Source organism: Mesorhizobium sp. WSM4815, from assembly GCF_055811575.1.
This window is the reverse complement of record NZ_JBVVQS010000083.1, coordinates 56160-80893: the sequence shown is the minus strand read 5'-3', so window position 1 is coordinate 80893 and position 24734 is coordinate 56160. Positions and strand designations below refer to the sequence as shown.

At 62.0% G+C, this 24734-nt stretch carries 25 protein-coding genes; 11 read left to right on the top strand and 14 right to left on the bottom strand.

Going from position 1 to position 24734, the window contains the following annotated elements; translation table 11 throughout:
• Positions 1–94: 94 nt before the first annotated feature.
• The 3 genes from betA to betI are packed head-to-tail and all read right to left on the bottom strand — an operon-like array spanning position 95 to position 3872.
• The gene (gene betA / locus AC0L2B_RS08135; RefSeq protein ID WP_473744862.1) at positions 95–1756 is read right to left on the bottom strand and encodes a choline dehydrogenase; all 1662 of its coding nucleotides are present in this window, start codon (positions 1754–1756) and stop codon (positions 95–97) included.
• The gene (gene betC, locus AC0L2B_RS08130) at positions 1756–3285 is read right to left on the bottom strand and encodes a choline-sulfatase (RefSeq protein ID WP_473744861.1); all 1530 of its coding nucleotides are present in this window, start codon (positions 3283–3285) and stop codon (positions 1756–1758) included. Before betC ends, betA begins: the two co-directional genes overlap by 1 nt.
• Positions 3282–3872, bottom strand: a complete 591-nt coding sequence (gene betI / locus AC0L2B_RS08125) for a choline-binding transcriptional repressor BetI (protein WP_091590338.1) — start codon at positions 3870–3872, stop codon at positions 3282–3284. Before betI ends, betC begins: the two co-directional genes overlap by 4 nt.
• Positions 3873–4097: 225 nt before the next feature.
• Here betI and AC0L2B_RS08120 point away from each other — a divergent pair, with 225 nt between their 5' ends.
• The 3 genes from AC0L2B_RS08120 (at position 4098) to greA (ending at position 7040) form a co-directional block, all read left to right on the top strand.
• Entirely contained in the window at positions 4098–5264 is a 1167-nt protein-coding gene (locus AC0L2B_RS08120) for an acetyl-CoA acetyltransferase (protein WP_473744860.1), read from the top strand.
• 129 nt (positions 5265–5393) lie between these two features.
• The gene (locus AC0L2B_RS08115) at positions 5394–6398 is read left to right on the top strand and encodes an asparaginase (protein WP_473744859.1); all 1005 of its coding nucleotides are present in this window, start codon (positions 5394–5396) and stop codon (positions 6396–6398) included.
• Between the two features lie 168 nt (positions 6399–6566).
• Entirely contained in the window at positions 6567–7040 is a 474-nt protein-coding gene (gene greA / locus AC0L2B_RS08110; RefSeq protein WP_473608406.1) for a transcription elongation factor GreA, read from the top strand.
• Here the strand turns inward: greA and AC0L2B_RS08105 are convergent.
• The 4 genes from AC0L2B_RS08105 to AC0L2B_RS08090 all read right to left on the bottom strand — a co-directional run bounded on the left by AC0L2B_RS08105 (position 7037) and on the right by AC0L2B_RS08090 (position 11275).
• Complete coding sequence (locus tag AC0L2B_RS08105) at positions 7037–7426, bottom strand: type II toxin-antitoxin system death-on-curing family toxin (protein ID WP_473744858.1); 390 nt, start codon at positions 7424–7426, stop codon at positions 7037–7039. The two genes, greA and AC0L2B_RS08105, sit on opposite strands and share 4 nt — an antisense overlap.
• Positions 7423–7644 carry an AbrB/MazE/SpoVT family DNA-binding domain-containing protein gene (locus AC0L2B_RS08100; RefSeq protein ID WP_023800850.1) on the bottom strand — a complete coding sequence of 74 codons (222 nt, stop codon included), beginning with the start codon at positions 7642–7644 and terminating at the stop codon, positions 7423–7425. Before AC0L2B_RS08100 ends, AC0L2B_RS08105 begins: the two co-directional genes overlap by 4 nt.
• Before the next feature lie 80 nt (positions 7645–7724).
• The gene (scpA, locus tag AC0L2B_RS08095; protein WP_473744857.1) at positions 7725–9839 is read right to left on the bottom strand and encodes a methylmalonyl-CoA mutase; all 2115 of its coding nucleotides are present in this window, start codon (positions 9837–9839) and stop codon (positions 7725–7727) included.
• Positions 9836–11275 carry a methylmalonyl-CoA mutase subunit beta gene (locus AC0L2B_RS08090; protein ID WP_473744856.1) on the bottom strand — a complete coding sequence of 480 codons (1440 nt, stop codon included), beginning with the start codon at positions 11273–11275 and terminating at the stop codon, positions 9836–9838. The genes scpA and AC0L2B_RS08090 overlap by 4 nt, the downstream gene beginning before the upstream one ends.
• A 259-nt stretch (positions 11276–11534) precedes the next feature.
• Here AC0L2B_RS08090 and AC0L2B_RS08085 point away from each other — a divergent pair, with 259 nt between their 5' ends.
• Positions 11535–13082 carry a helicase HerA-like C-terminal domain-containing protein gene (locus AC0L2B_RS08085; protein ID WP_473744855.1) on the top strand — a complete coding sequence of 516 codons (1548 nt, stop codon included), beginning with the start codon at positions 11535–11537 and terminating at the stop codon, positions 13080–13082.
• 120 nt (positions 13083–13202) lie between these two features.
• Here AC0L2B_RS08085 and AC0L2B_RS08080 read toward each other — a convergent pair whose 3' ends face one another.
• Positions 13203–14027 (bottom strand): L,D-transpeptidase, encoded by an 825-nt coding sequence (locus AC0L2B_RS08080; protein WP_473744854.1) that lies wholly within the window; start codon positions 14025–14027, stop codon positions 13203–13205.
• Between AC0L2B_RS08080 and AC0L2B_RS08075 the strand changes: the two genes are divergently transcribed.
• Positions 14020–14280, top strand: a complete 261-nt coding sequence (locus AC0L2B_RS08075) for a hypothetical protein (RefSeq protein WP_473744853.1) — start codon at positions 14020–14022, stop codon at positions 14278–14280. The genes AC0L2B_RS08080 and AC0L2B_RS08075 overlap by 8 nt on opposite strands.
• Before the next feature lie 9 nt (positions 14281–14289).
• Here AC0L2B_RS08075 and AC0L2B_RS08070 read toward each other — a convergent pair whose 3' ends face one another.
• Positions 14290–14952 carry a haloacid dehalogenase type II gene (locus tag AC0L2B_RS08070; RefSeq protein WP_023800845.1) on the bottom strand — a complete coding sequence of 221 codons (663 nt, stop codon included), beginning with the start codon at positions 14950–14952 and terminating at the stop codon, positions 14290–14292.
• A 157-nt stretch (positions 14953–15109) separates the two neighbouring features.
• Here AC0L2B_RS08070 and AC0L2B_RS08065 point away from each other — a divergent pair, with 157 nt between their 5' ends.
• From AC0L2B_RS08065 to AC0L2B_RS08050, 4 genes are all read left to right on the top strand, one after another.
• On the top strand, positions 15110–15988 hold the full coding sequence (locus tag AC0L2B_RS08065) for a branched-chain amino acid aminotransferase (RefSeq protein ID WP_473744852.1): 879 nt from the start codon (positions 15110–15112) through the stop codon (positions 15986–15988).
• A gap of 107 nt (positions 15989–16095) precedes the next feature.
• The gene (locus AC0L2B_RS08060) at positions 16096–16692 is read left to right on the top strand and encodes a superoxide dismutase (protein WP_077382015.1); all 597 of its coding nucleotides are present in this window, start codon (positions 16096–16098) and stop codon (positions 16690–16692) included.
• Positions 16693–16891: 199 nt separating this feature from the next.
• A complete protein-coding gene (locus tag AC0L2B_RS08055) occupies positions 16892–17335 on the top strand; it encodes a c-type cytochrome (RefSeq protein ID WP_091590353.1) in 444 nt (147 codons plus the stop codon).
• Between the two features lie 9 nt (positions 17336–17344).
• On the top strand, positions 17345–18292 hold the full coding sequence (locus tag AC0L2B_RS08050; RefSeq protein ID WP_473744851.1) for a cytochrome c: 948 nt from the start codon (positions 17345–17347) through the stop codon (positions 18290–18292).
• 6 nt (positions 18293–18298) lie between these two features.
• Here the strand turns inward: AC0L2B_RS08050 and AC0L2B_RS08045 are convergent, their stop codons facing one another.
• From AC0L2B_RS08045 to AC0L2B_RS08035, 3 genes are all read right to left on the bottom strand, one after another.
• Positions 18299–19147 (bottom strand): LON peptidase substrate-binding domain-containing protein, encoded by an 849-nt coding sequence (locus AC0L2B_RS08045; RefSeq protein ID WP_473744850.1) that lies wholly within the window; start codon positions 19145–19147, stop codon positions 18299–18301.
• A 204-nt stretch (positions 19148–19351) separates the two neighbouring features.
• Positions 19352–19741, bottom strand: coding sequence for an SET domain-containing protein (locus tag AC0L2B_RS08040; RefSeq protein ID WP_091590843.1), 390 nt, complete (start codon positions 19739–19741; stop codon positions 19352–19354).
• Positions 19742–19876: 135 nt separating this feature from the next.
• Complete coding sequence (locus AC0L2B_RS08035; protein WP_473744849.1) at positions 19877–22027, bottom strand: S9 family peptidase; 2151 nt, start codon at positions 22025–22027, stop codon at positions 19877–19879.
• A gap of 118 nt (positions 22028–22145) precedes the next feature.
• On the opposite strand from AC0L2B_RS08035, the gene AC0L2B_RS08030 reads away from it, so the two are divergent.
• On the top strand, positions 22146–22514 hold the full coding sequence (locus AC0L2B_RS08030) for an SH3 domain-containing protein (protein WP_473744848.1): 369 nt from the start codon (positions 22146–22148) through the stop codon (positions 22512–22514).
• Positions 22515–22940: 426 nt separating this feature from the next.
• Entirely contained in the window at positions 22941–23366 is a 426-nt protein-coding gene (locus AC0L2B_RS08025) for a Ros/MucR family transcriptional regulator (protein WP_023800837.1), read from the top strand.
• 145 nt (positions 23367–23511) lie between these two features.
• On the opposite strand, the gene AC0L2B_RS08020 is transcribed toward AC0L2B_RS08025, so the two are convergent.
• Both AC0L2B_RS08020 and AC0L2B_RS08015 read right to left on the bottom strand, forming a co-directional pair.
• Positions 23512–23940, bottom strand: coding sequence for a SufE family protein (locus AC0L2B_RS08020; protein WP_473744891.1), 429 nt, complete (start codon positions 23938–23940; stop codon positions 23512–23514).
• A 100-nt stretch (positions 23941–24040) separates the two neighbouring features.
• A complete protein-coding gene (locus tag AC0L2B_RS08015) occupies positions 24041–24391 on the bottom strand; it encodes a DUF5330 domain-containing protein (RefSeq protein WP_473744847.1) in 351 nt (116 codons plus the stop codon).
• Between the last annotated feature and the right edge of the window lie 343 nt (positions 24392–24734).

Genomic DNA, 24734 nt, shown 5'->3' with positions numbered 1-24734 from the left:
TCGGCTCGAAAATCGGAATCGATTTTCGGAAAGCACGATGCGAGGACTAAAAAAGCGATAGAGCGCTTGTGCGTCCGAATCGACGCACGTCGTTCTATCGATCCGACACCTGCCAGCGCGGATTGATCCATGGTTCCTGGTTGGACGGCGCCAGCGGCGTGCGGCCGAGAATGTGGTCGGCGGCCTTTTCGCCGGTCATGATCGACGGCGCGTTCAGATTGCCGTTAGTGACGCGCGGGAAGATCGAAGAATCGGCGATCCGCAGCCCGTCGACGCCGATGACACGGCATTCCGGATCGACGACGCTCATCGCATCATCCTTGCGGCCCATCTTGCAAGTGCCGCAGGGGTGGTAGGCGCTTTCGGCGTGATCGCGGATGAAGGCATCGAGATCGTCGTCCGACTGCACCTGCGACCCCGGCGAGATCTCCTTGCCGCGATAGGGGTCGAAGGCCGACTGGCCGAAGATCTCGCGCGTCAGCCGGATGCAATGGCGGAACTCGATCCAGTCGTCCGGATGCGACATGTAGTTGAAGCGGATCACCGGCTTCGATCCGGGATCGGGCGAGCGCAGCGTGACCGAACCGCGCGACTTCGATCGCATCGGCCCGACATGCGCCTGGAAACCGTGCGCTTTCGCCGCCGCCTTGCCGTCATAGCGGACCGCCGCCGGGATGAAGTGATACTGGATGTCGGGATAGTCGACGCCGGCGCGCGAGCGCACGAAGGCGGCCGCCTCGAAATGGTTGGTTGCGCCGAGGCCCGATTTGAAGAACAGCCATTGCGCGCCGATCAGCGCCTTGGAGAACGGGTTCAGCACCGAATTCAGCGTGATCGGCTGCGTCGATTCCTGCTGGATGTAGAGTTCCATATGGTCCTGCAGGTTGCGGCCGACGCCGGGCCGGTCGGCGATCACCGGAATGCCGTATTCCCTCAGATGTTGGGCCGGGCCGATGCCGGACAGCATCAGGATCTTGGGCGAATTGATCGAGGAGGCGGCAACGATCACTTCACGTCGCGCCTTGATCACCTGAATCCGTCTGCGCACTTCGATCTCAACACCGGTGGCGCGTTGATTCTCGATGATCACCCGTCGGGCGAAGCCCTTGACCAGGCTTACATTTTTCCGCCTCAGCGCCGGCCTGAGATAGGCACTCGCCGCCGACCAGCGGCGGCCGCCGCGAATGGTCTGCTCCATCGGACCAAAGCCTTCCTGCTTCGCGCCGTTGTAGTCGTCGGTCAGCTCGAAGCCGGCCTGACGGCCTGCCTCGACGAAGGCGCCGTAGAGTGGATTCGTCCTTGAGCCGCGCTGCACCGTCAGCGGGCCGCCGTGGCCGCGCCAGCCATTCTCGCCGCCGTTGGCGTCCTCCATGCGCTTGAAGTAGGGGAGCACGTCGGCAAACCCCCAGCCAGCCGCGCCCTGTTCTGCCCAATGGTCGAAATCGCGGGCGTGACCGCGTACATAGACCATGCCGTTGATCGAGGACGAGCCGCCGATGACCTTGCCGCGCGGCGTCGCCAGCACACGGCCGCCGAGATGCGGCTCCGGCTCGCTGGCAAAACCCCAGTCGTAGAGGCTCATATTGAGCGGGATCGACAGCGCCGACGGCATCTGGATCAGCGGCCCGATGTCGCTGCCGCCAAATTCGATGACGATCACCGAATATTTGCCATCCTCCGACAGCCGGTAGGCCATGGCCGAGCCGGCCGAGCCGGCGCCGATGATGACGAAATCCGCCTCAAGACCGTCTGTCATCATTCGCCTCGTGGAAAGCGCTTCTGCTCTTCGAGCAGGTCGAGGTTCATGTGGTTGCGCATGTAACGTTCCGAGGCCTTCTGCAGCGGCTGGAATTCCCAGGGGTAATGCGTGCCGTTGCGCAGCGCCGGATAGACCACCCAGCGGCGCGCCTGGCTGGCGCGCACGGCGGCATCGAAGGCAGCCATGTCCCAGCGCGCCCGGACCTTGCCGGTGAAAGAAGCCACCAAAGCCGCGTGCGCCGGGTCGGCGGCGAGGTTGGTCAATTCCCGCGGATCCGATTCAAGATCAAACAGTTGCGGCGGATCGATCTCGCAATGGATGAATTTGTAGCGGCCCTCGCGGATCGCCACCATCGGCGCGTTGGAGCCTTCGGCCGCATATTCCATCAGCACAGGTTCAGCGCGCGTCTTGCCGTCGAGCAGCGGCAGCAGCGACTGGCCGTCGGTCCATGGCGCAATCGCGCTCATGTCGATGCCGGCGAGGTCGCAAAGCGTCGGCACGACGTCGAGATTGGAAACCGGCGCGTCGATCAGGATGGCCGAAATGTCTTTTCCGGCGATCATCAGCGGCACCCGCGCCGAGCCCTCGAAGAAGCACATCTTGAACCACAGGCCGCGCTCGCCGAGCATGTCGCCGTGATCGGAGCAGAACAGGATGATCGTGTCGTCGAGCATTCGCGTGCGCTCGAGCACCGACAGCAGTTCGCCGACCTTGTCGTCGAGATAGGAGATGCTGGCGAAATAGCCGCGCCGCGCGCGGCGGATCTGCTCGCCGGTGATGTCGAAACTGTCATAGTCGCTGGCGCGGTAAAGCCGCTGCGAATGCGGATCCTGTTCGTCATAGGGGATGAAGCCGACTTCCGGCTCGAGCGCCGGGCAATCCTCGTAGAGATCCCAGTAGCGCCGGCGCGCGACATAGGGGTCGTGCGGATGGGTGAAGGAGACGGTCAGGCACCACGGCCGGCGCGCGGCATCGTCCGAGACGCGGGCGAAATCATAAAGCTTCTGCACCGCGTGAAAAGCGACTTCGTCGTCATATTCCATCTGGTTGGTGATCTCGGCGACACCGGCGCCGGCCACCGAACCGAGATTGTGATACCACCAGTCGATCCGCTCGCCGGGCTTGCGATAATCCGGCGTCCAACCGAAATCGGCCGGATAAATGTCAGTGGTCAGCCGCTCCTCGAAGCCATGCAACTGATCCGGCCCGACGAAATGCATCTTCCCGGACAGGCAGGTGTGGTAGCCGGCGGTACGCAGATGATGCGCATAGGTCGGGATCGACGAGGCGAATTCGGCGGCATTGTCATAGACCTCGGTGCGCGACGGCAACTGGCCGCTCATGAACGCCGCACGGCCCGGCGCGCAGAGCGGCGAGGCGGTGTAATTGTTCTTGAAGCGCGCCGAACGAGCCGCCAGCGCCTTCAGATGCGGCGCATGCAGGAAGTCCGCCGGCCCATCCGGGACCAATGTGCCGTTGAGTTGATCGACCATGACGATCAGAAAATTGGGTCGCTTCGACGTCACTGCGCGCTCCGCTGGCCGAGTTTCGTTTCGAGATAGTCCTCGATCAGCGCGATCGCGGTCGCGGCATTGGGCACGCCGTCCTTCAGCGCGCGCCTGATGTAGAGCCCGTCGATCAGCGCCGCTGTCGCCTCGGCGACACGGTCGGCTTCGCTTCTCGGCAGGATGCCAGTCAGCCCGCTCAACAGATTGGAATGCAGGCGTCGCGCATAGACCTTGAGCAGCCGGCGCAGCGCTGGCGATTTTTGCGCCTCGACATAGAAGGCGAGCCAGGCGGCTATCGTTTCCGGCTGGAACTGGGCGTCGGAGAAATTGACCGCGACCACCGCCGAAACGCGCTGGCGTGGCGTGCTGGCCGATCGAAGCGCGCGCCGCATGTCGGCGGTCAACTCGGCCAGGATGTGCCGCATCGTCGCCAGCAAAAGTTCGTCCTTGGCGCCGAAATAGTGATGGGCGAGCGCCGAGGACACCCCGGCGCGCCCGGCGATTTCCGACATCGTCACATCAAGCGAACCGCGCTCGCCGATCGCCGAGATCGTCGCGTCGATCAGCGCCCTGCGGCGCAGCGGCTCCATTCCGATTTTCGGCATCTTTGCTCCGGTCCGTTGCGGCAAGATTATTTTTTATTGACGGATCAATCAACAAAAATCCGACGCGATTGTGTGGCAAATGTCAGCTGCCGTGACCAGATATCAAGATCAAGTCGTTGTGTGGTTCTGGCCCCTTTACGAAGTCGCTGGGACGGTTCATTCTTGAACAATGTTGATAGCGCGCCGCGACATCGCGTAGCCCGGCCTGCAGGGATGGAGATAATCATGACAGCATGCATCGTCGGCTGGGCGCATTCGCGCTTCGGCAAGCTCGAAGGCGAGACGCTGGAGGGCCTGATCACCAAGGTGGCTAGCGAGGCGCTCGATCATGCCGGCATCGGTCCGGACGAGGTCGACGAGATCGTGCTCGGCCACTTCAATGCCGGCTTTTCCGCACAGGATTTCACCGCAAGCCTGGTCCTGCAGGCCGACGACCGGCTTCGCTTCAAGCCGGCGACGCGGGTCGAGAACGCCTGCGCCACCGGCTCGGCGGCGGTCAGGCAAGGCATCCGCGCCATCGACGCCAATGCGGCGCGTATCGTGCTGGTGGTCGGCGCCGAGCAGATGACGACGACATCAGGTCCGGAAATCGGCAAGAATCTTCTCAAGGCCTCGTATCTGCCCGAGGAGGGCGACACGCCGGCAGGCTTCGCCGGCGTTTTCGGCCAGATCGCGCAAGCCTATTTCCAACGCTATGGCGACCAGTCGGACGCGCTGGGGATGATCGCCGCCAAGAACCACAGGAACGGCGTCGACAATCCCTACGCGCAGATGCGCAAGGATTTCGGCTATGAGTTCTGCCGGCACGAGAGCGAGAAGAACCCCTTCGTCGCCGGTCCCCTGAAGCGTACCGACTGCTCGCTGGTCTCGGACGGCGCCGCTGCCCTGGTGCTTGCCGACACGGCGACGGCATTGAAGATGCGCCGCGCCGTCGCTTTCCGCGCCAACGAGCATGTGCAGGATTTCCTGCCGATGTCGAAGCGTGACATCCTGGCATTCGAGGGTTGCGAGCAGGCGTGGAATCAGGCGCTGAACAAGGCCGGTGTGACGCTCGACGATCTGTCCTTCGTCGAGACGCATGACTGCTTCACCATCGCCGAGCTGATCGAATATGAGGCGATGGGCCTGGCCAAACCGGGCGAGGGCGCAAAACTGGCGCTCGACGGCGAGACGGCGAAGGACGGCCGGCTGCCGGTCAATCCGTCAGGCGGGCTGAAGGCCAAGGGCCATCCGATCGGCGCCACCGGCGTGTCGATGCATGTGCTGAGCGCCATGCAGCTCGTCGGCGAGGCCGGCGGCATCCAGGTGCCCGGAGCAAAGCTCGGCGGCATCTTCAATATGGGCGGTGCCGCGGTTGCCAACTATGTTTCCATTCTCGATCGGATCAGATAAAAACCGCCCGCATTACAGCGCCGCGCGCCCTTCCGGGCGCGCAAAGGACGCTGTAACACTTTGATTTTACGCATGATCCTTTTCGAAAATCGAATCCGATTTTCGAGGTCGTGCGTTAGCGGGGAATTCATGACAAATCCGGTTCTGGTCGAAGTTTTGCGCGGCACGGTGGTCGAGAGCGCGCATCGTGGCGCCATTGCGGTCTTCGATGCCGATGGCAAGCCGGTCTGGGAAATCGGTGATACGGCTCGCCCGGTGTTCCCGCGCTCGGCGGTCAAGGCGATCCAGGCGCTGCCGCTGGTCGAAAGCGGCGCCGCCGATGCGTACGGTTTCGGCGACCGCGAACTGGCGCTGGCCTGCGCTTCGCATTCCGGCGAGCCGGCGCATGTCGAACTGGCGCGGGCGATGCTGGCCAAGGCCGGGCTGGACGTGGCGGCACTGGAATGCGGCGCGCATTGGCCGTCGAGCCATGACGCGACCGTTGCGCTGGCCAGCACCGGCAATTTGCCAAACGCGCTGCACAACAATTGTTCCGGCAAGCATGCGGGCTTCCTCTGCACCTGCGTCCACGCCGGCGTCGCCCATCGCGGCTACGTCAAATCCGGCCATGCCTCGCAGGAGATGGTGCGCGATGCGATGCAAGCGGTGACCGGTGCCGCCCATGATGTCGATCATTGCGGCACCGACGGCTGCTCGATCCCGACCTATGCCGTGCCGCTGCGCAGCTTCGCCCTCGGCTTTGCCCGCATGGCGACCGGTGCCGGCTTTGAACCCGTGCGCGCCAAGGCCGCAAAGCGGCTGCTTTCCGCCTGCATGGCCGAGCCATTTCTGGTCGCCGGCACGGGCAGGGCTGATGTTGCGCTGATGCAGGCCGCGTCAGGCCGGATTTTTGTGAAGGTTGGGGCCGAAGGCGTCTATTGTGCGGCACTTCCCGAGCTTGGCCTTGGCATTGCACTGAAATGCGATGATGGCGCCGGCCGCGCCGCTGAAGTCACGGTCGCGGCCGTGCTGGCCAGGTTTTTGCACGCCGACAAGGCGCTGGCGGCGATGCTGATCGAAGAGGCACATCCGCCCATAGAAAGCCGGATCGGCGCCAAGGTCGGCTCACTCCGCCCCACTGCTGCGCTGAGCTGAGGACGGGCATTCAGCTCGCATGATTGCGTCCGACGGTCAGTTGCGCAAAGCCACACAAATTCCCAGCGTCCTGCCGTCGCGCCGCAGGAATCGTGTCACGCCGGATCGGCAGATCCGGTTTTCCGGCAATAGCTTGTGGAGTCGCCACGCGAGGCATAAGCTCGACTGATGAGCAGAGCCTTCACGCGCGAAGAAGATAGCGAAAACGCCATCGCCGGCATCGGCGAGCGGCCGATCAGCCACCATCGCAATCTGGTGACGCAACGCGGCCTGGCGCTGATGGACGCCGAACTGGCTGCCCTGCGCGACGATCTGGGCAGAGCGGAAAAGAGGGCCGACCGCGAGCGCATCGCGCTCATCTCGCGTGACCTGCGCTACTGGACCGCGCGGCGTGAAAGCGCCGAGCTTTCCGTGCCGGAACCGGGCAGCGACCTGGTTCGCTTCGGCATGGGCGTCACGCTGGAAGGCGATGACGGCAGGAAGGTGCACTGGAAGATCGTCGGCGAGGATGAGGCTGATCCGGCCAAGGGGACGATTTCCCATGTTTCACCGATGGCCTTGGCCTTGTTCGGCAAGAAGGTCGGCGAAATTGCCGTGGTGAACGGCAAGGAGTGGGAAATCGTCAAGCTCTCCGACAATTAGCCCTCGACCTTGACAACATGGTCGCGGAAGAACGCCGCAGCACCCACCTCGTCGATTTCGCCGGCGGCGACGCCCATGACGAACTCATAGATCGTGCCGTTGTCGGCCGTCAGCGCATAGCCGTTGACAATCAGGAACGCGCCGGCGGCGACGATGGCCGTGCGCTTGTTGCCGTCGACAAAGGCGTAATTTCTGGCGATGCCGAAGATATAGCCCGCGGCCAGATCCTCGATCGATGGATCACCATAGTTGGCCTTGTTCTCGGCTCGGGCGAGCGCCGATTCGAGGGCATTCTCATCCCTCAAACCGTGCGCGCCGCCGTGCCGACGCAACTGCTCGGCGTGCATGGCTTCGACCGCACGCCGGCTCAGGAACTCCCAGCTCATTCGGCGAGCTTCTGAAGCGCGACTTTGTATTTGTCCATGACTTGGCGAGCGGCTTCCATCTGCCGCTCGAAGCTGTCGTCCACTGGCCGAAGGGCGATGCCCTTGCTCGTTTCGACGATCTCAAGCTGATCGCCGGCCTTCAGATTCAGGTGATCGAGAATTTCCTTGGGCAGGATCACGCCTTCGGAATTGCCGATTTTGCGAATGGTCGTGTTCATGGATTCAACCCTTGTTGCAACGCCAATTATAACTCAAATTGTCGGTCGTTGCAACATGGATTATAACAAGTTCAGCCGGCCTACAGCAGCCTATCCATCAGCCGCTCCGCCGCTTCCGGGATGACGGTGCCTGGCGGGAAGATTTCCACAGCACCCGCCTGCCGTACCGCCTCATGATCTTGCGGCGGGATGACGCCGCCGGCGACGATCAGCATATCGTCGCGGCCAAGCTTCTTCAGCGCGTCCCTGAGTTCGGGAATGAGCGTCAAATGACCCGCGGCCAGCGACGAGGCGCCAATGATATGCACGTCGTGCTCGACGCCAAGCCTGGCGATCTCGTCCGGCGTCTGGAACATCGGCCCGACGGTGACGTCGAAGCCTAGATCGGCAAAGGCGGTGGCGATCACTTTCTGGCCGCGATCGTGGCCATCCTGTCCCATCTTGGCGACGAGAATGCGTGGCTTGCCGCCGGACTTCTCCTCGAACGCGACGATCTTGTCCTGCAGCCGATCGACCGCCGGATTGTCGCCGAGCGCCTTGCGATAGACGCCGGAGATCGTCTGGACGGAGGCGACATGGCGGCCAAAAACCTTTTCCAGCGCCAGTGAAATCTCGCCGACCGTGGCGTTGGCGCGTGCGGCGCGAATGGCGAACTCCAGCAGATTTTCGCCGCTCTCCGCAGCCCGGCTCAGCGCACTCAGTGCGCTCTCGACGTCGCCGACGTCGCGCGTGCCTTTCAGCCGCTGCAGTTTCGACAATTGCCGGGCCCTGACTTCGGCGTTGTCGATCTTCAGCACGTCGACTTTGATATCCGTCTCGGGACGATGGGCGTTGACGCCGACCAGGATCTGCTCGCCGGAATCGATCCGCGCCTGCGTGCGCGCGGCCGCCTCTTCGATGCGCAGCTTCGGTATGTTTTTTTCGGTTGCGGCGGCCATGCCGCCCAGGCTCTCGACCTCTTCGATATGGGCAAGCGCGCGCGCCGCCAGGTCATGCGTCAGCCGTTCGAGATAGGCAGAGCCGCCCCACGGGTCGATGATGCGGGTGGTGCCGGATTCCTTTTGCAGGATGAGCTGCGTGTTGCGGGCGATGCGGGCCGAATGGTCGGTCGGCAGCGCCATCGCCTCGTCGAAGGCGTTGGTGTGCAGCGATTGTGTATGACCCTGCGTCGCCGCCATCGCCTCGATCATGGTGCGAATGATGTTGTTGTAAGGGTCCTGCGCCGTTAGCGACCAGCCCGAAGTCTGGCAATGGGTGCGTAGCGACAGCGAGCGCTCGTCCTTCGGCGAGAAGTTCTTCAGCATCAGGGTCGACCACAAAAGGCGGGCTGCCCTCAGCTTGGCGACCTCCATGAAGAAGTTCATGCCGATCGCCCAGAAGAAGGACAGGCGCGGCGCAAAACGGTCGATATCGAGACCCGCCGCGACACCGGCGCGGGCATATTCGATTCCATCGGCGATGGTGTAGGCGAGCTCGAGGTCGGCGGTCGCCCCTGCCTCCTGCATGTGATAGCCGGAGATCGAAATCGAATTGAACTTCGGCATGTGCTGCGACGTATAGGAGAAGATGTCCGACACGATCCGCATCGAAGGTTTTGGCGGATAGATGTAGGTGTTGCGCACCATGAACTCTTTCAGAATGTCGTTCTGAATGGTCCCGGCGAGGTCCTTTTGCGCAACGCCCTGTTCTTCCGCGGCGACGATGTAGAGCGCCATGATCGGCAGCACCGCGCCGTTCATGGTCATCGACACCGTCATCTCGTCAAGCGGGATGCCGTCGAAGAGCTGGCGCATGTCGAGGATGGAATCGATGGCGACGCCTGCCATGCCGACATCACCGGCAACGCGCGGATGATCGCTGTCGTAGCCGCGATGCGTGGCAAGGTCGAAAGCGACCGACAGTCCCTTTTGGCCGGCCGCGAGGTTGCGCCGGTAAAAGGCGTTCGACTCTTCCGCCGTCGAGAAGCCGGCATATTGCCTGATCGTCCACGGCTGCTGGACATACATGGTCGGGTAGGGGCCGCGCACGAATGGCGGCAGGCCCGGATAGGTGTCGAGATGCGGCAACCCCTTGAGGTCGCCCTGGTTGTACAGATGCTTGATGGCCAGTCCTTCCGGGGTCATCCGCTGGCCCTTGACCTCGATCGGCGCCCGGCGCGGCGCCGACCAGCCGATCTGGCTGAAATCCGGAATCATGATGCTGCTCCGATCGATTGATCGATACGGATCGGAAACAGCGGCTCGCACACCGCGACGCCCTCGGTGACCGAGGGCCGCCGCTCCGCCGCCAGGGTTTCGACCGGACGTTCGATCTTCGACGGGTGAAGCGTCGTGCCGATGATGGCCCGGTCGCCCGCCTGATAGGCGGCATTGCGGCGGGCGGCGGCCGCCTGAACCCGTTTCTGGATGTGTCCTTGCTGCAGGCTGGACAGCACGCCGCCTTCCGCCTCGATCCGCTGGAATTCTTCCCACGCAGCTTCACAGAGTTCGCCAGTCAGCGCTTCAACGGCGCCCGAACCGCAAGCAGGGTCGGCGACATGATCGATATGGCTTTCGTTGGCCATGATCAGTTGCGTATTGCGGGCAACACGGCGGGCAAAGCCCGCCGGCAGGCCATGCGCGATCGTATGAGGCAGGATGGAGACCGAGTCCGCCCCGCCGGCTGCCGCGGCAAAAGCGGCGATCGTGGTGCGCAGGATGTTCGTCTCCGGGTCCGCCGAAGTCATCATGCGGAACGATGTCTCGGCATGAATGTTGGCGGTGGCGGCGGAGATCGAGCATGCCTCCTGGACCCGCGCCCACAGCCTGCGCAGGGCCCTGACCTTGGCCATCGATACGAACTGGTCCTGGTCGACGCTCAGCGCAAAGCCGATATGGGGCGCCGCATAGACAAGCGGCTGGCGCGCCTCCTCAAACATCCGGAGATAGGAGACCGCCGAAGCCATCATGGTGCCCAGCTCCTGCGCTTCGGTGGCACCGGCATTGTGGAAGACGCGTCCGTCTGCCTCCAGCAGGACCCCGGGCACGCCCATTGAGAAAAAGTGCGCCAGGGACTGCGGCATCGACGCCTGCAAGGCCTCGATCGACATCCGCAACCGGCCGGTTCCGGCAAAGATCGCCGCCGGGTCGATGCCGAAGGACAGGTTGAGCTTTGCCGGGTCCGACCGGCGCTTGCTCAAGAACGCAACCAGCCAGTCGGCCACGGCGCGGCTCCAGGGATGCGCGTCGATGCGGACCTGGATGCGGTTGAGCGGCACGCCGTCCAGCACGGTCTCCAGCGCCTCGGCAGTCCTCGGCAGGCCGTAGCCGAACGCATTCGGCGCGCCTTCGAAGACAAGCGACAATCCGGTGGCGCCCTGTGCGACGTCCTTCAGGGCCTGGGCTTTGGCGCGGCCGACATCCGGATCGTCGATACGCTGGCTGACGATCCACGACGATCCGGGGTTTGCCCGTGCGAGAGGCTCGGCGGTGACCGAACGATCATAGAGCGGCTCGATGCGGATGCCATCGTCCGTATGGGAAACGAGCTTTTCCTCGAAGGATCCGCCGGCCAGGGCTTTTTCCGCAAGGGCCAGCCACCGCTGCCGGTCAGGGTTCGGAAGTTCGGCATCGTGGTTCAAGGCACCGGCCATCCGCTCTCCTCGTCTTCTCGGCCGATAGGCCTGGAACGTCAGTCTACGGTTCCCCGTCGCATATCACAATGCAACACGCGCCCTGCGACGGTGAACCGTCAACCGATTGCCAAACATGCGCAAAATCCGCAAGCTCCAAAAAGCCCAATTTCGACCATGGCCATTGTCGCTGCGCAATGGCGTCATTATACCTGCGGCGAGCCCCGCTACTTTCAATAGATCAGGGCATTCAACACTTCAGGTTGCGGAGACCCGACACATGGCTGACGACACCAGTATTTTCATCGGAGCCAGCCGAAAGCCTGATGACAGCTACCAGCGCGCCGAAAACCTGCTGCTTCAGTATGGCAATCGTCATGGCCTGGTCACCGGCGCGACCGGCACCGGCAAGACCGTGAGCTTGCAGATTTTGGCGGAAGGTTTCTCCAATGCCGGCGTGCCGGTCTTCTGCGCCGACATCAAGGGCGACCTGTCCGGTATCGCCATGATGGGCGCGGCACAGGATTTTCTGGTCAAGCGCGCCGAGCAGGTCAAGCTCGATCCCTATGATTTCCAGGAATTTCCGGTCATATTCTGGGATCTTTTCGGCGAGCAGGGCCATCCGATCCGCGCCACCGTCTCGGAAATGGGGCCGCTGCTGCTGTCGCGGCTTATGAACCTGTCCGAGGCGCAGGAAGGCATCATGAACATCGCCTTCCGCATCGCCGACGAGGAAGGCTTGTTGCTGCTGGACCTGAAGGACCTGCAAGCGCTTCTTGCCAACATCGCCGAACGCGCCGAAGAAATCGGCGCTCGCTATGGCAATGTGACGAAACCTTCGGTTGGCGCAATCCAGCGCACGCTGCTGGTTCTGGAGCAGCAGGGCGCGACGAATTTCTTCGGCGAACCGGCATTGCGGATCGCCGACATCATGCGCACCACCCGCGACGGGCGCGGCGCGATCAGCGTGCTGGCCGCCGACAAGCTGATGATGAATCCCCGGCTCTATGCGACATTCCTGTTGTGGCTGATGTCGGAACTGTTCGAGGAGCTGCCCGAAGTCGGCGATCCCGACAAGCCAAAGCTGGTCTTTTTCTTCGACGAGGCGCACCTTCTGTTCGATGACGCGCCGAAAGTGCTGATCGACCGCGTCGAGCAGGTGGTCCGCCTGATCCGTTCGAAGGGCGTCGGCGTCTACTTCGTCACCCAGAATCCGCTGGATATCCCCGAAACCGTTCTGGCCCAGCTCGGCAACCGGGTGCAGCACGCCCTGCGCGCCTACACGCCACGGGAGCAGAAGGCCGTGAGGACCGCCGCCGAGACGTTCAGGCCCAATCCCGACTTCGACTGTGCTACCGTGATCACGCAGCTCGGCACCGGCGAGGCGCTGGTCTCGACGCTGGAGGCCAAAGGTGTTCCGTCCATGGTCCAGCGGACGCTGGTTCGCCCGCCGTCGTCGCGACTTGGCCCGATCACGCCTGACGAGCGCCGCACGCTGATCACCGAGAGCCCGGTTGCGGGGCAGTACGATCAGACCGTCGATCGCGAATCGGCTTTCGAGATGCTGCAGAAAAAAGCCAAGGATGCCTTGGACGCGGAGGCACAGCAGCAGGAGAGCGGCGGCTCGCGCTGGACCATTCCAGGCTTCGGCAATGATGATCCCGCCCCCCAGCCCACCGGCGGCAGGCGAGCACCGGCGCCGCGAGCGTCCAATCGCCAGACGGTGGCGGAGGCGGCGATCAAATCGGTGGTTCGCTCGGTCGGCACGTCGGTTGGACGGGCGATCGTGCGCGGCATCCTCGGCAGCCTGGCCAGGGGGCGGCGCTGAAAGCACCGCATCGGATCCAAAACCGGGCACCGGTTTTGCGAGAATCCGATGCTCGGGGAAAAGCATCGGACCGAAAAGTGGCGGCGCCGAAAGTCCGCCGCTCCAGCGCCTTCGACCAGCTCAGAAGATCGGTTCCGAGATCGCCCTTGCCGGGCCGAGCAGGATCGATCCTTCCGGGACGCCCGCATCGATTGGAATGGCTTTGCGGTCTGCCGTGGCAACCAGTTCCTGACCGACACCGGAGGTAACGATCACCGGCGTCTTGTTGGGCACACGGTCATAAAGATCGATAATGTCCTGATTTATCAAGCGAACGCAGCCAGATGACACTGATTTGCCTATGGAAAACCACTCCGGCGAGCCGTGCAGGCGGTACAGCGTGTCCTCGTTGCCCTCGAAGAGATACAGCGCCCGCGCTCCGAGCGGATTGGTGAGCCCGCCGGGCATGCCGCCATTCTCGGCGCTGTATTTTGCGTACTCGGGCTTGCGGGCGATCATTTCGGCCGGCGGCGTCCATTTCGGCCACTTCTGCTTCCACTGGACGACGGCATCGCCAGACCATTCGAAACCGGCGCGACCCAGCCCGACCCCATAACGAATGGCTTGTCCGCCCGGACGCACGAAATAGAGGTGGTGGCCGGCCGTATCGACGACGATGGTGCCGGGCGCCTGGCCGGTCGGATCGGGAACGATCTGACGCAGAAATTGCTCGTCGATTTTCTCGTAGGGTATGCCCGGCAGCTCGAACCCATTGTCGCTGACCGGACCGTACATTGTTGCATAGTCCATGAGCGGCGGCTCGACGTTGGCAGGCGGCGGCGGCTCGACAGGCCGGCCTGCCGTCGTGGTGCAGGCGGAAACCGCAATCGAGGCGGCGCCGAGCGCAGCGGCGTTGAGAAAGCCGCGACGGCTCAGGCGATAGGAGTCGATTTCGGTTGTGAACATCGTTGCCTTTTTTAAGTCTCATATCGAAACAGAACATGAATACGCCAATCAGTACGGCGCGCCAGCCCTACCAATGCCTGGCGCGATAGGCGGTTCCGATTCTGGCCTGAGGGTGAACAAACAAAGGCAAAGCTGTGACGGTTCAGCCCCTGTTGCGCCGAGGCAACAGGCCTGCAGCGCCGCGCGTCAGCAAAGGACGCTGTCGCAGTTTTATTTTGCCTACGATCCTTTCCAAGAATCGATTCCGATTTAGGGTCATGTGTCAGCCTGCGGCGAGCAGGCCTTCGAGCGAGGGCAGGATCAGGGCCGGCGGAAAGTCCCGGTATTCCTCGGGCTGGTCGGAGCGGTTGATCCAGACTGTCCGGAACCCGAATTTGGTGGCGCCGGCGACGTCCCAGCGGTTGGATGACTGAAACGACACCGCACCCGGATAGAGACGCCAGCCTGTCGTGACCATGTCGTAGACCGACGGATCGGCCTTGAAGCGCTTGACGGCCTCGACGGAATAGATGTCGTCCAGAACCTGGTCGAGCGCGGCCGATTTGACCGCCGCTTCCAGCATTTCAGGCGAGCCGTTGGATAGAATCGCCAGCTTGGCGCCAGATGCTTTGAGCGCCTTGAGCACGGCCGGCACCTCCGGATAGCAGTCCAGCCGCCAATAGGCGTCGAGCAGCTTGGCCCTCAGTCCCTTGTCCGCGGAGGGAACCTTTCGCAAGGCGAAATCCAGCGCCTGTTCGGTGAGTTGCCAGAAATCGGCGTAGGCGCCCATCAGCGTCCTCACCCAGGAATATTCCAGTTGTTTGGCGCGCCAGATCTCCGACAGGAGCTGGCCATCCGGTCCGATCTGGTCGGCATGACGGCGGACGGCTGCGTGCACGTCGAACAGCGTTCCGTAAGCGTCGAAAACGTAAGCCGCATGTTGCATGGTAACAGTTTTGCGGCGAGGCAAGGCCGGGCGCAAGCACGGATTGCAATTTCGCATGCCGCTGGCCTTAACAAATCTCAGCCATATCAGTTGACGGCAGACGCCAAAGCATCTTCCAATGGCGAGACAGGACAGCTCTGAAACGCGGAACCAAGCGATGACACTGGCGGCTGCGGCGCAATCCGCGACATGGACCTTCGTGGATGACGACTGGTATGAAGGCAACGTCGCCATTCTGGGGCCGCGCAGCCATGCCATGTGGCTCGGCACCAGCGTGTTCGATGGCGCCCGCTGGTTCGAGGGCGTCGCCCCCGACCTCGACCGCCACGCCGCGAGGGTGAACGCCTCGGCGATCGCGCTTGGTCTCAAACCATCCATGAGCGCCGAAAAGATCGTCGGGCTGACCTGGGACGGGCTGAAGAAGTTCGACGGCAAGACGGCGGTCTACATAAGGCCGATGTACTGGGCCGAGCATGGTGGCTATATGGGCGTGCCGGCCGATCCGGCCTCGACCCGTTTCTGCCTTTGCCTCTATGAATCGCCGATGATCCCGCCGTCGGGCTTTTCGGTCACCGTCTCGCCGTTCCGGCGCCCGACCATCGAGACCATGCCGACCAACGCCAAGGCCGGCTGCCTTTATCCCAACAACGGTCGTGCCATCCTCGAAGCCAAGATGCGCGGCTTCGACAACGCCCTGGTGCTCGACATGCTGGGCAATGTCGCCGAGACCGGAACCTCGAACATTTTCCTGGTCAAGGATGGCCATGTCCTGACGCCGGCGCCGAATGGCACGTTCCTGTCCGGCATCACCCGCTCGCGGACGATGACGCTGCTTGACGAGTATGGCTTCAAGACCATCGAAAAGGCGCTGTCGGTGCGCGAATTCCTCGAAGCGGACGAGATATTCTCGACCGGAAACCACTCGAAACTCGTGCCGGTCACCCGCATCGAGGATCGCAGTCTCCAGCCCGGGCCTGTAGCGAAAAAGGCGCGCGAACTCTATTGGGAGTGGGCGCATTCGACTTCGGCCGGCTGACTGGCTAAAAAGCGAACCGGCGCTTCGTTCCGGAGTTGCTCCACACCAATCCAGACCTATGTTAGTCCGGTATCGACACCGGATTTTTTCCACGAGGAGTACGACCGATGGCTTTTGAATTGCCCGCCTTGCCCTATGACTACGAGGCATTGCAGCCTTACATGTCGAAGGAGACGCTGGAGTATCACCACGACAAGCACCACAAGGCCTATGTCGACAACGGCAACAAGCTGGCTGCCGAAGCCGGGCTCGGCGATTTGTCGGTCGAAGAGGTTGTGAAACAATCCTTCGGCAAGAACCCCGGGCTCTTCAACAATGCCGGCCAGCACTACAATCACATCCACTTCTGGCAGTGGATGAAGAAGGGCGGCGGCGGCAACAAATTGCCGGGCGCGCTGCAAAAGGCGTTTGACAGCGATCTTGGCGGTTACGACAAGTTCAAGGCCGATTTCATCGCCGCCGGCACCACCCAGTTCGGTTCGGGCTGGGCCTGGGTTTCGGTCAAGGACGGCAAGCTGGCGATCTCGAAGACCCCGAACGGCGAGAACCCGCTGGTCCATGGCGCGACCCCGATCCTGGGTGTCGATGTCTGGGAGCACTCCTATTACATCGACTATCGCAACGCCCGGCCGAAATATCTCGAAGCCTTCGTCGACAGTCTGATCAACTGGGACCATGTCCTCGAGCTCTACGAAAAGGCGTAGGCCTGACTGAGTTGCAGAAGAGCCCCGGCAAAACCGGGGCTTTTCTCTATGTGCCAAATGATCGGCCGCGCTTTTCCAACGACCGTCGCGAAAAAATTTACACAAGCGTGAGGCGAATTTCCGGAATTTTCAAGCCAGTTTTGCCGTTATCGATCAGTCGGGCCTTCACCCGAAACATCTTCACCATGGAGCCAGTTGAATGAGAAAGCTTATCCTCGCCATCTCGATGCTCGCCTTCGCCGGTTCGGCGGCGTTTGCCGATCCGATCCAGGAGCGGCAGGCCATTATGAAGGAACGTGGAAAGATCGCCGGCCAATTGTCGAAAGTCGTCAAGGGCGAGACCCCTTATGACGCAGCGGCCGTGCTGGCGGCGTTGAAGGCGCTGGAGGCAAACGCCGAGAAGTTCCATGCAAACGTCGACACTCTTTTCCCGGCTGGCAGCGACACCGGCGACACCACAGCTGCCCCAAAAATCTGGGACGATATGGCCGGCTTCAAGGCGGTGGAAGAAAAATATCTCGCCGACGTCAAGGCTGCGGCGGCCGCCGCTCCTGCCGACGTCGATGCCTTCAAGGCGGGGTTCAACACCATAGGCGGCGATTGCGGCACCTGCCACAAGACATACAGGATTAAGAAGGGCTGATAGCGGGCGATGCGCCTGCTGAAAAAACTCGTCGGCGCCGCCCTCGTTCTGGGCGTCGCCGGCGCGGTTGCCGGCTGGTTCCTGTCGGCGCCGGTCAGGCTCGACAGCGAGGCCCTGGCGCAGCTCGGCCCCGGCGATGCCGCCAGGGGCAAGCGCATTTTTTATGCCGGCGGCTGCACGTCCTGTCATGCGAAGCCAGGCTCGCAAGGCGACGTCCGCCTTCAACTGGCCGGCGGTCTCGAACTCAAGACGCCGTTCGGCATCTTCGTGCCACCGAACATCTCGCAGGATACCTCGGACGGTATCGGCGGCTGGTCGGTCGAAGACCTCGCCAACGCCATGCTGAAGGGCGTGTCGCCGAGCGGCGAGCACTTCTATCCGGCGTTTCCCTATGCGTCCTACGCACGCATGAAGCCGGCTGACATTGCCGATCTCCATGCCTTCCTGAAAACGCTTCCGGCGGTGGCGGGCAAGGCGCCGCCCAATTCGCTGGGGTTCCCATTCAACATCCGTCGCGGCATCGGGCTGTGGAAACGTCTCTATTTGAGTGACCAGCCGGTGGTTTCCTTCCCCGATGGCACGCCGGATCCGGTGATGGCCGGCCGTTACCTGGTCGAAGGGCCCGGCCATTGCGGCGAATGCCACACGCCGCGCGATTTTGCTGGCGGCACCAGGAAGAGCGAGTGGCTGGCCGGAGCCACCGCTGCCGAAGGCAGCGGCATCGTGCCGAACATCACTTCGGGCGAAGGCGGGCTCGGTGACTGGTCGGAGGCCGACATAGCCTACTTTCTGGAGACCGGCTTCACCCCGGATTTCGATTCCGTCAGTGGCGCCATGGTCGACGTGCAGAGAAACATGGCCGAGTTGGCACCGAACGACCGTGCGGCGATCGCGGCCTATCTGAAGGCCATCCCGCCGCACCCCAACGGCTATCCCCCACGCAAGCCGGCGAATTAGCACCTGTCAGCCGGCTGGCTCTGGCCCATACTCAGGCCGGCCAGCTTTCATCAGGTCGAGGATCTTTTCAAGCCGGGCGACGACATCGCTGGTTTCCAGAAGCTGCTGCTTCTGTTCGATACTGATCGACAGCAGCGGCGCGAGCGTATCGGCTAGGACACCGGGATCGCCGATGGAGGGCAGGCCGAGTCGCGCCTTGGCCCTTCGTGGAAGCGAGGAAAAATCGATGTTGGCATAGCTCTGATATGTATCGAGAACCGCGCTCGAACGTGCTACCGCCTCCGCCGATTGGCGACGCTGCTCTTCGACTGGCGCGACCTCCGCCGCCAGAAAGTCGGCGTTGACCAGGTGAAGGATCGCGGCTCGCTGGAGGCCGGAGACCGAGACCTTGAGTACCCCATCCACCTGCGTCTGGCAGTTTATCACGCTAGCCGTGACACCCACCGGATAGAGAGAAGCAAGGTCGCCGGGATCCTCGTCGGTCGCGTGCCTCTGTGCGACCACAAGAACGCGGCGGTCGCCTGCCATCGCGTGCTCCACAGCGCGCCGCGTTTTGTCGCGGCCCACGAAGACCGGAACAGTCATTTGCGGAAAGAGCACGAAATCCCGCATTGGAAAAATCGGCAGATCCGCGCCGGAGGACGGGGGCGGGCTGGCCTCGGGCGCCGGGTTTCTGGGCCCAGCTCCGACTGGTTGGCTCGCCTGAATCCTTGCAGCCAATACGTTCCAGTCGCGCAAGCCGAGGACCCTAGCAATGAGTTCGAGGCTTTCGCTGTGGGACAGCGAAACGGATTTGGCGCTCAGCGCTTCGGACAGCGTTTGCGCCATGGCTTTTGCATCGCGGAAATCGCGCATGGAATCATCCTTTGCTTCGAAGAACGGAAGACGTCAGAGCTTGCGTTACTGACCCGTTCGTTCGGGCAAAGGGAGCCTGAAGTGGCTCGATACATTCACCTTACCCGGGAGGGCGCAAGCAGCAGGTTGTATCCACCTGTTTGGAAGGTGCGCTGAAGGTCCGTTGTTGTCAATCCTGCCCGCGCTGCATTCCACGCTCCCGATTTACAAGTGGCGGTCGCCGAGGAAATCGAAGCCGGTTTCAAAGAAATGATTGTAGTTGCAGGTCATTTCCTCGCCGGGCGCGATGTCGCGCAGTGCATAAGTCTCGTCGGGCGAGGCGACGTCGCAATTCGGGTCATCGGCATGGTTCATAAAGCGGGCGTCGTCGGCTTCGAAGACGACGAAGTTCGGGTCGCGCCGATCGGGATAGGAATAGCGATCGAGATAGGCTCTGACCGGCCCGGTTTCGCGCTCATAGACCTCGACAGGGATGCGCCGGTCGTAATTGGGATGGAGCTTCCAGACCAGTGTGCCGCGGGGAATGTGGTTCTTGGCAAAGACACCAATGCCCTGGATGGGCGATTTGTCGAGATAGACGTCGACGAGCAACATTGCGGACCCTTGCCGTGACTGGATGATTTTTGGGTGGCGCGGCTGCGAGAAGCCGCGCATTGGCTAGCGCGCAGCTATGGCAATTGCGAGCGGAAAATCGACATGGCCTGACCCGTGGTGCGCAAGATCAAGCTCCTACAGCGCCGTCTGTGCGTCCAAAAGGGTCGGCGGCGCTGTGGTGGCAAGGTCGGCCTTGCCCGCCACCTTCAGCGCAAACGCATAGGTGAAGGCGATTTCCTCGAGCCTGGAAAACCGGCCGGATGCGCCGGCATGACCGGAGTCCATATTGATCTTGAACAGCACCGGATTGTCGCCGGTCTTGCGGTCGCGCAGCCGCGCCACCCACTTGGCCGGCTCCCAATAGGTGACACGCGGGTCGGTGAGGCCGGCAAGCGCCAGGATCGGCGGATAGTCGAGCGCGGCGACATTGTCATAGGGCGAGTAGGCGGCGATCGTTCGGTAGTCCTCCTCCGAGGCGATCGGATTGCCCCATTCGGGCCATTCCGGCGGCGTCAGCGGCAAGATCGCGTCGAGCATGGTGGTGAGCACGTCGACGAACGGAACCTCGGCGACAATACCGCCGAAGCATTCCGGCGCCATATTCGCGACGGCGCCCATCAGCAGGCCGCCGGCCGAGCCACCCTGTGCGACAATGCGATCATGGGCGGTGTAGCGCTCGGCGACGAGGTGGTGGGCGACCGCGATGAAATCGGTGAACGTGTTCATCTTGTGCGCCCGCTTGCCGTCGTCGTACCAGCCATAGCCCTTGTCCTTGCCGCCGCGGACATGGGCAATCGCGTAGACGAAGCCGCGGTCGACCAGCGATAACAAATTGGTGTTAAAGGCGGCCGGGACCGTGATGCCGTAGGAGCCGTAGCCGTAAAGCAGGCAAGGCGCTGATCCGTCGAGCGGCGTGTCGCGATGGTGGATGAGCGAGATCGGCACCAGTTCGCCGCCGGCTGCGGGCGCCATCAGCCGCCGCGTCACGTAGTGGTCCGGGTCGTGGCCGGACGGAACTTCCTGGGTCTTCAGCAGCACGCGCTCGCGGGTGCCCATGTTGTAGTCGAAGACCTGCGCCGGCGTTGTCATGGACGAGTAGGAAAAGCGCATGATCTCGGTATCGTATTCATAGGATCCCGACAGGCCGAGTGAGAAGGCTTCCTCGTCGAAGGAGATGAGGTGTTCCTCGCCGCTGTTGCGGTCATGCACGACGATGCGCGGCAGGCCTTCCTTCCGTTCAAGCCTGACCATGTGGTCCTTGAAACCGATTACCGAAAGGATCAGCCGGCCCGCTTCGTGCGGCACCAGCTCCTGCCAGTTGGCGCGCACCGGGTCGCTCGCCGGCGCAGTCATGATCTTGAAATCCTTGGCGCCGTCGGCATTGGTGAGAATGAAGAAGACATCGCCGCCTTCTTCGAGGTCGTATTGCAGGCCGGTCTCGCGCGCAGCAACCAGCTTCGGTTCGGCGAACGGCTCGCTGGCGCTCATGATGCGATATTCCGAGGTCTCGTGGTCGTTGATGCCAACCATGATCCACTCGTTGGAGCGTGTGCCGCCGACATTCATGAAGAAGCCCGGATCGGTTTCTTCGTAGATCAGCCGGTCGTTCTCAGGACTGTCGCCAAGGGCATGGAACAGCACCTTGGAAGGACGGTGGTTGGCATCGAGGCGGGTGTAGAAAAACCCGTCATTTCCGGCATCCCACACGCCGCCGCCACCGGTATCCAAAATCCTGTCGGCCAGATCGTTGCCGTCGGCGAGATCGCGGACGCGAAGCGTGTAGAATTCGGAACCCTTGTCGTCGAAGGCCCACAGAAGCTTGGCGTGATCGGTCGAATGGTCGACACCGCCGAGGCGAAAATAGGCCTTGCCTTCGGCCTCGAGATCGCCGTCAAGCAGGATCTCTTGGTCGCCGCCCTCGCGTGGCGTGCGGAAATAACGCGGCTGCTCGCCGCCAAGCTTGAAAGATGACCCATAGGCGTACGGCCCATCCTTCATCGGCACGGACGAATCGTCCTCCTTGATGCGGCCCTTCATCTCCTTGAAAAGCTGCTTCCGCACCTGGGCGGTCTCGGCCATGAGCGCTGCCTGATAGGCGTTCTCGGCTTCGAGATGGGCGCGGATCTGCGCGTCGAGCAGCGACGGATCCCTGAACATCTCTTGCCAGTTGTCGGCTCTCAGCCAGGCATAGTCGTCCGTCCGCGTCACTCCATGGTGCACATCGAAGACCGGCCGCTTCTCTGGTTGCGGCGGGCTGGCAGTTGGAAATGCTGGGGTTCGGGTCATTGTGTCTCGCTGTGGAAGTTACTTGTATGGAGAATGAACACGCCGATCAGCGCAGGTTCAAGAGCCGGAGTATATGTTTGCGCCGGGCTCCAGAAGATGAGCCGGAGGAGAGGGAAAAATGAAGTTCCGTTTTCACGCTGCTGCGGCTTTCGCCGTCGCTTCGACAGTCTTGGCCTTTATCGGCCAATCTCATGCAACCGTGTTCGCAGCTTGGCAAGTGACCAACCTTCCGTTTGGCGACACGCTCAACGTGCGCAAGTATCCGGCGGGATCGTCCCAAAAGCAGGCCGCCTATCCCAACGGTGCCGTTTTGCAGATGACCGGGAGATGCACCGGCGGCATAAACCTGCTCGACATCGCCAAGCAGCCGGTTTGGAAGCAGGAACAGAAGATCCGTTATCGCTGGTGCGAAGTCTGGCACGATCCGGCACAGAACGGCAATTTCGTCACCGGCTGGGTCTACGGAAAATACATCACCCCACATTGATGGACGGTGCCGGTCCGCAGGGCTGATTTCCGGCTTGCTTGTAACAGCAAATCGCAACCTATGGTTTTGTAGATTCTAAAAACAACCAGATAGCCTACGCCACAACCAAGCATAGCCAAGCATTGAGATTTTTTTTACTGGCTCTCATGGATGTAACGGCAGCTTGACTGGGCGTCCGCCGCTGCTGGTCTGCCCAGAAAATATCGCAAAGTTACAGAGTGCACGAAAGGTTGAAGCTGATCGTCGAATATTTATTGCCATCGATGAATACAGCGCAAGAAGCGAATTGACTTACTTGGTTTAGTGGCTCATTAGGATGCTGCGACGCGAATCGCAGAGGCTCTTTCCTGCAAAAATTTCGCGCGATGCCCGACCTATCAAAAATAGGGCGCAGGTAGAAACAACTCACGTTGGGGCCAGGAAGCCATGGATATTATCGAAACACCTTCCAGAAATAGTGATGCGCTGATCGAATTGACGGCCGATGTCGTAGCCGCCTATGTCAGCAACAATCCGGTGCCGGTCGGCGAGCTGCCTAGCCTCATCGCCGATGTCCATGCCGCCCTCGGGCGCGTGGGCGGGGCCAGTGAACAGCCTCCTGCCGACAAGCAGAAGCCGGCAGTAAACCCGAAACGCTCCGTCCATGACGACTACATCGTCTGTCTTGAAGACGGCAAGAAGTTCAAGTCGCTGAAGCGTCACTTGATGACCCACTACGGTCTGACGCCCGACGAGTATCGTGAAAAATGGGGCCTGGACGCCAGCTACCCGATGGTTGCGCCCAACTATGCTGCCGCCCGCTCACAGCTCGCCAAGAAGATGGGTCTCGGCCGCAAGCGCAAGGGGCGCTGATACCGGCTCCCTTCCCAACCTGGGTTAGATGATCAACGGCGCCTCCGGGCGCCGTTTTGATCTTGGGGCGATGCTCGAGCAATCGATATGCGTCGCGACATGTGCGGCTCCGATCATGTCGGGCCATCGCGCGCTGTTCGTCTGATCAGGCGGTCTGCTTCAAGGCCGCCTCTGCGTCGCGCTTGATGCGCTTGACCATTGAACGAAGACCATTGGCGCGTTGCGGCGACAGGTGCTCGTCGAGGCCAAGTGCCTTCAGCGTGGCTTCCGCGTCGGTTTTCTGGATCTCGCTGGCGGGTCGCCTGGAAAACAGCGCCAGCATGATAGCGACGAGGCCGCGCACGATATGGGCGTCCGAATCGCCGGCGAAGGTGACGACTGGGTCGGGCCCCGGACCATACTCGGTGGTCAGCCAGACCTGGCTGACGCAGCCGGGCACCTTGTTGACAGGGTTGCGTTCCTCGTCGGGAAACGGCGGCAGGGCCTCACCCAGTTCGATCACATAGCGGTAGCGGTCTTCCCACTCGTCAAGCAGGGAGAAGTCGTCGCGGATCGTCTGGATCGTCGTGGTCATCACTCCGGATATAGTCATCCGGCGACACCGCGTCACGGAAAAAGAGGAAAACACTATAGGCGTCAGAGCGCGGACGGTGACAGATGCGCTGAAAAATATCTCAGTTTTTCGCCGGCAACTCGACTTTCGCCGGCAAGACGAAGTCTTCCGGCACGCTGCCGGTCGTTGTCGCCGTGTCGGGTTCGGCGGCCTTGTCGTCCAACATGGCGGCCGCGATCTTGGCTGTCTCCCTGGCCCGGGCGGTGATCGTGTGCATTGCGGACTTGCCGGTCTCGCAGACGTCGGGCTTGCGCTCGCATATGCCGGCAATGTCGCCGACGGCTTCGCGTGCCGCAAACAACGCCTGGATCGGCCCGACGCTTTGGTGGCCGGTCTCGTCGGAGCCGACATTCAGCGGCAGCGCCAGAAGCACCAGCGAAAACCAGAAAGCCACTCTGATCAGAAAGCCCATCTGTATGCCCTCATTCGTGACCGGATCATGCGTTCATGCGGCATGACCTCTTTATGGATGCGATAGTGGCATGGACGCGCAAAGGACGGCTTGCCCGGTCAGCGAAAATTTTCCTCAAGTTTTAGGCAAATTCGAAACGAAGCATTTTGCAATGGATTTGTCTCAAATCCAGCCGATTCTCTTCACTTAAGCTTAACCATCTATCCAGCTGTTTTCCTTATGTATTTCCCAGAAGCACGGCTTACCGGGGGCGACTGTCAAAGGCGGGAGGGCGGTTCGCCCGGATAACGCTCCATTTACTATGGCCGCAATTGCCAAGGTTTGCCCCGTGCCGGCCTCCCAA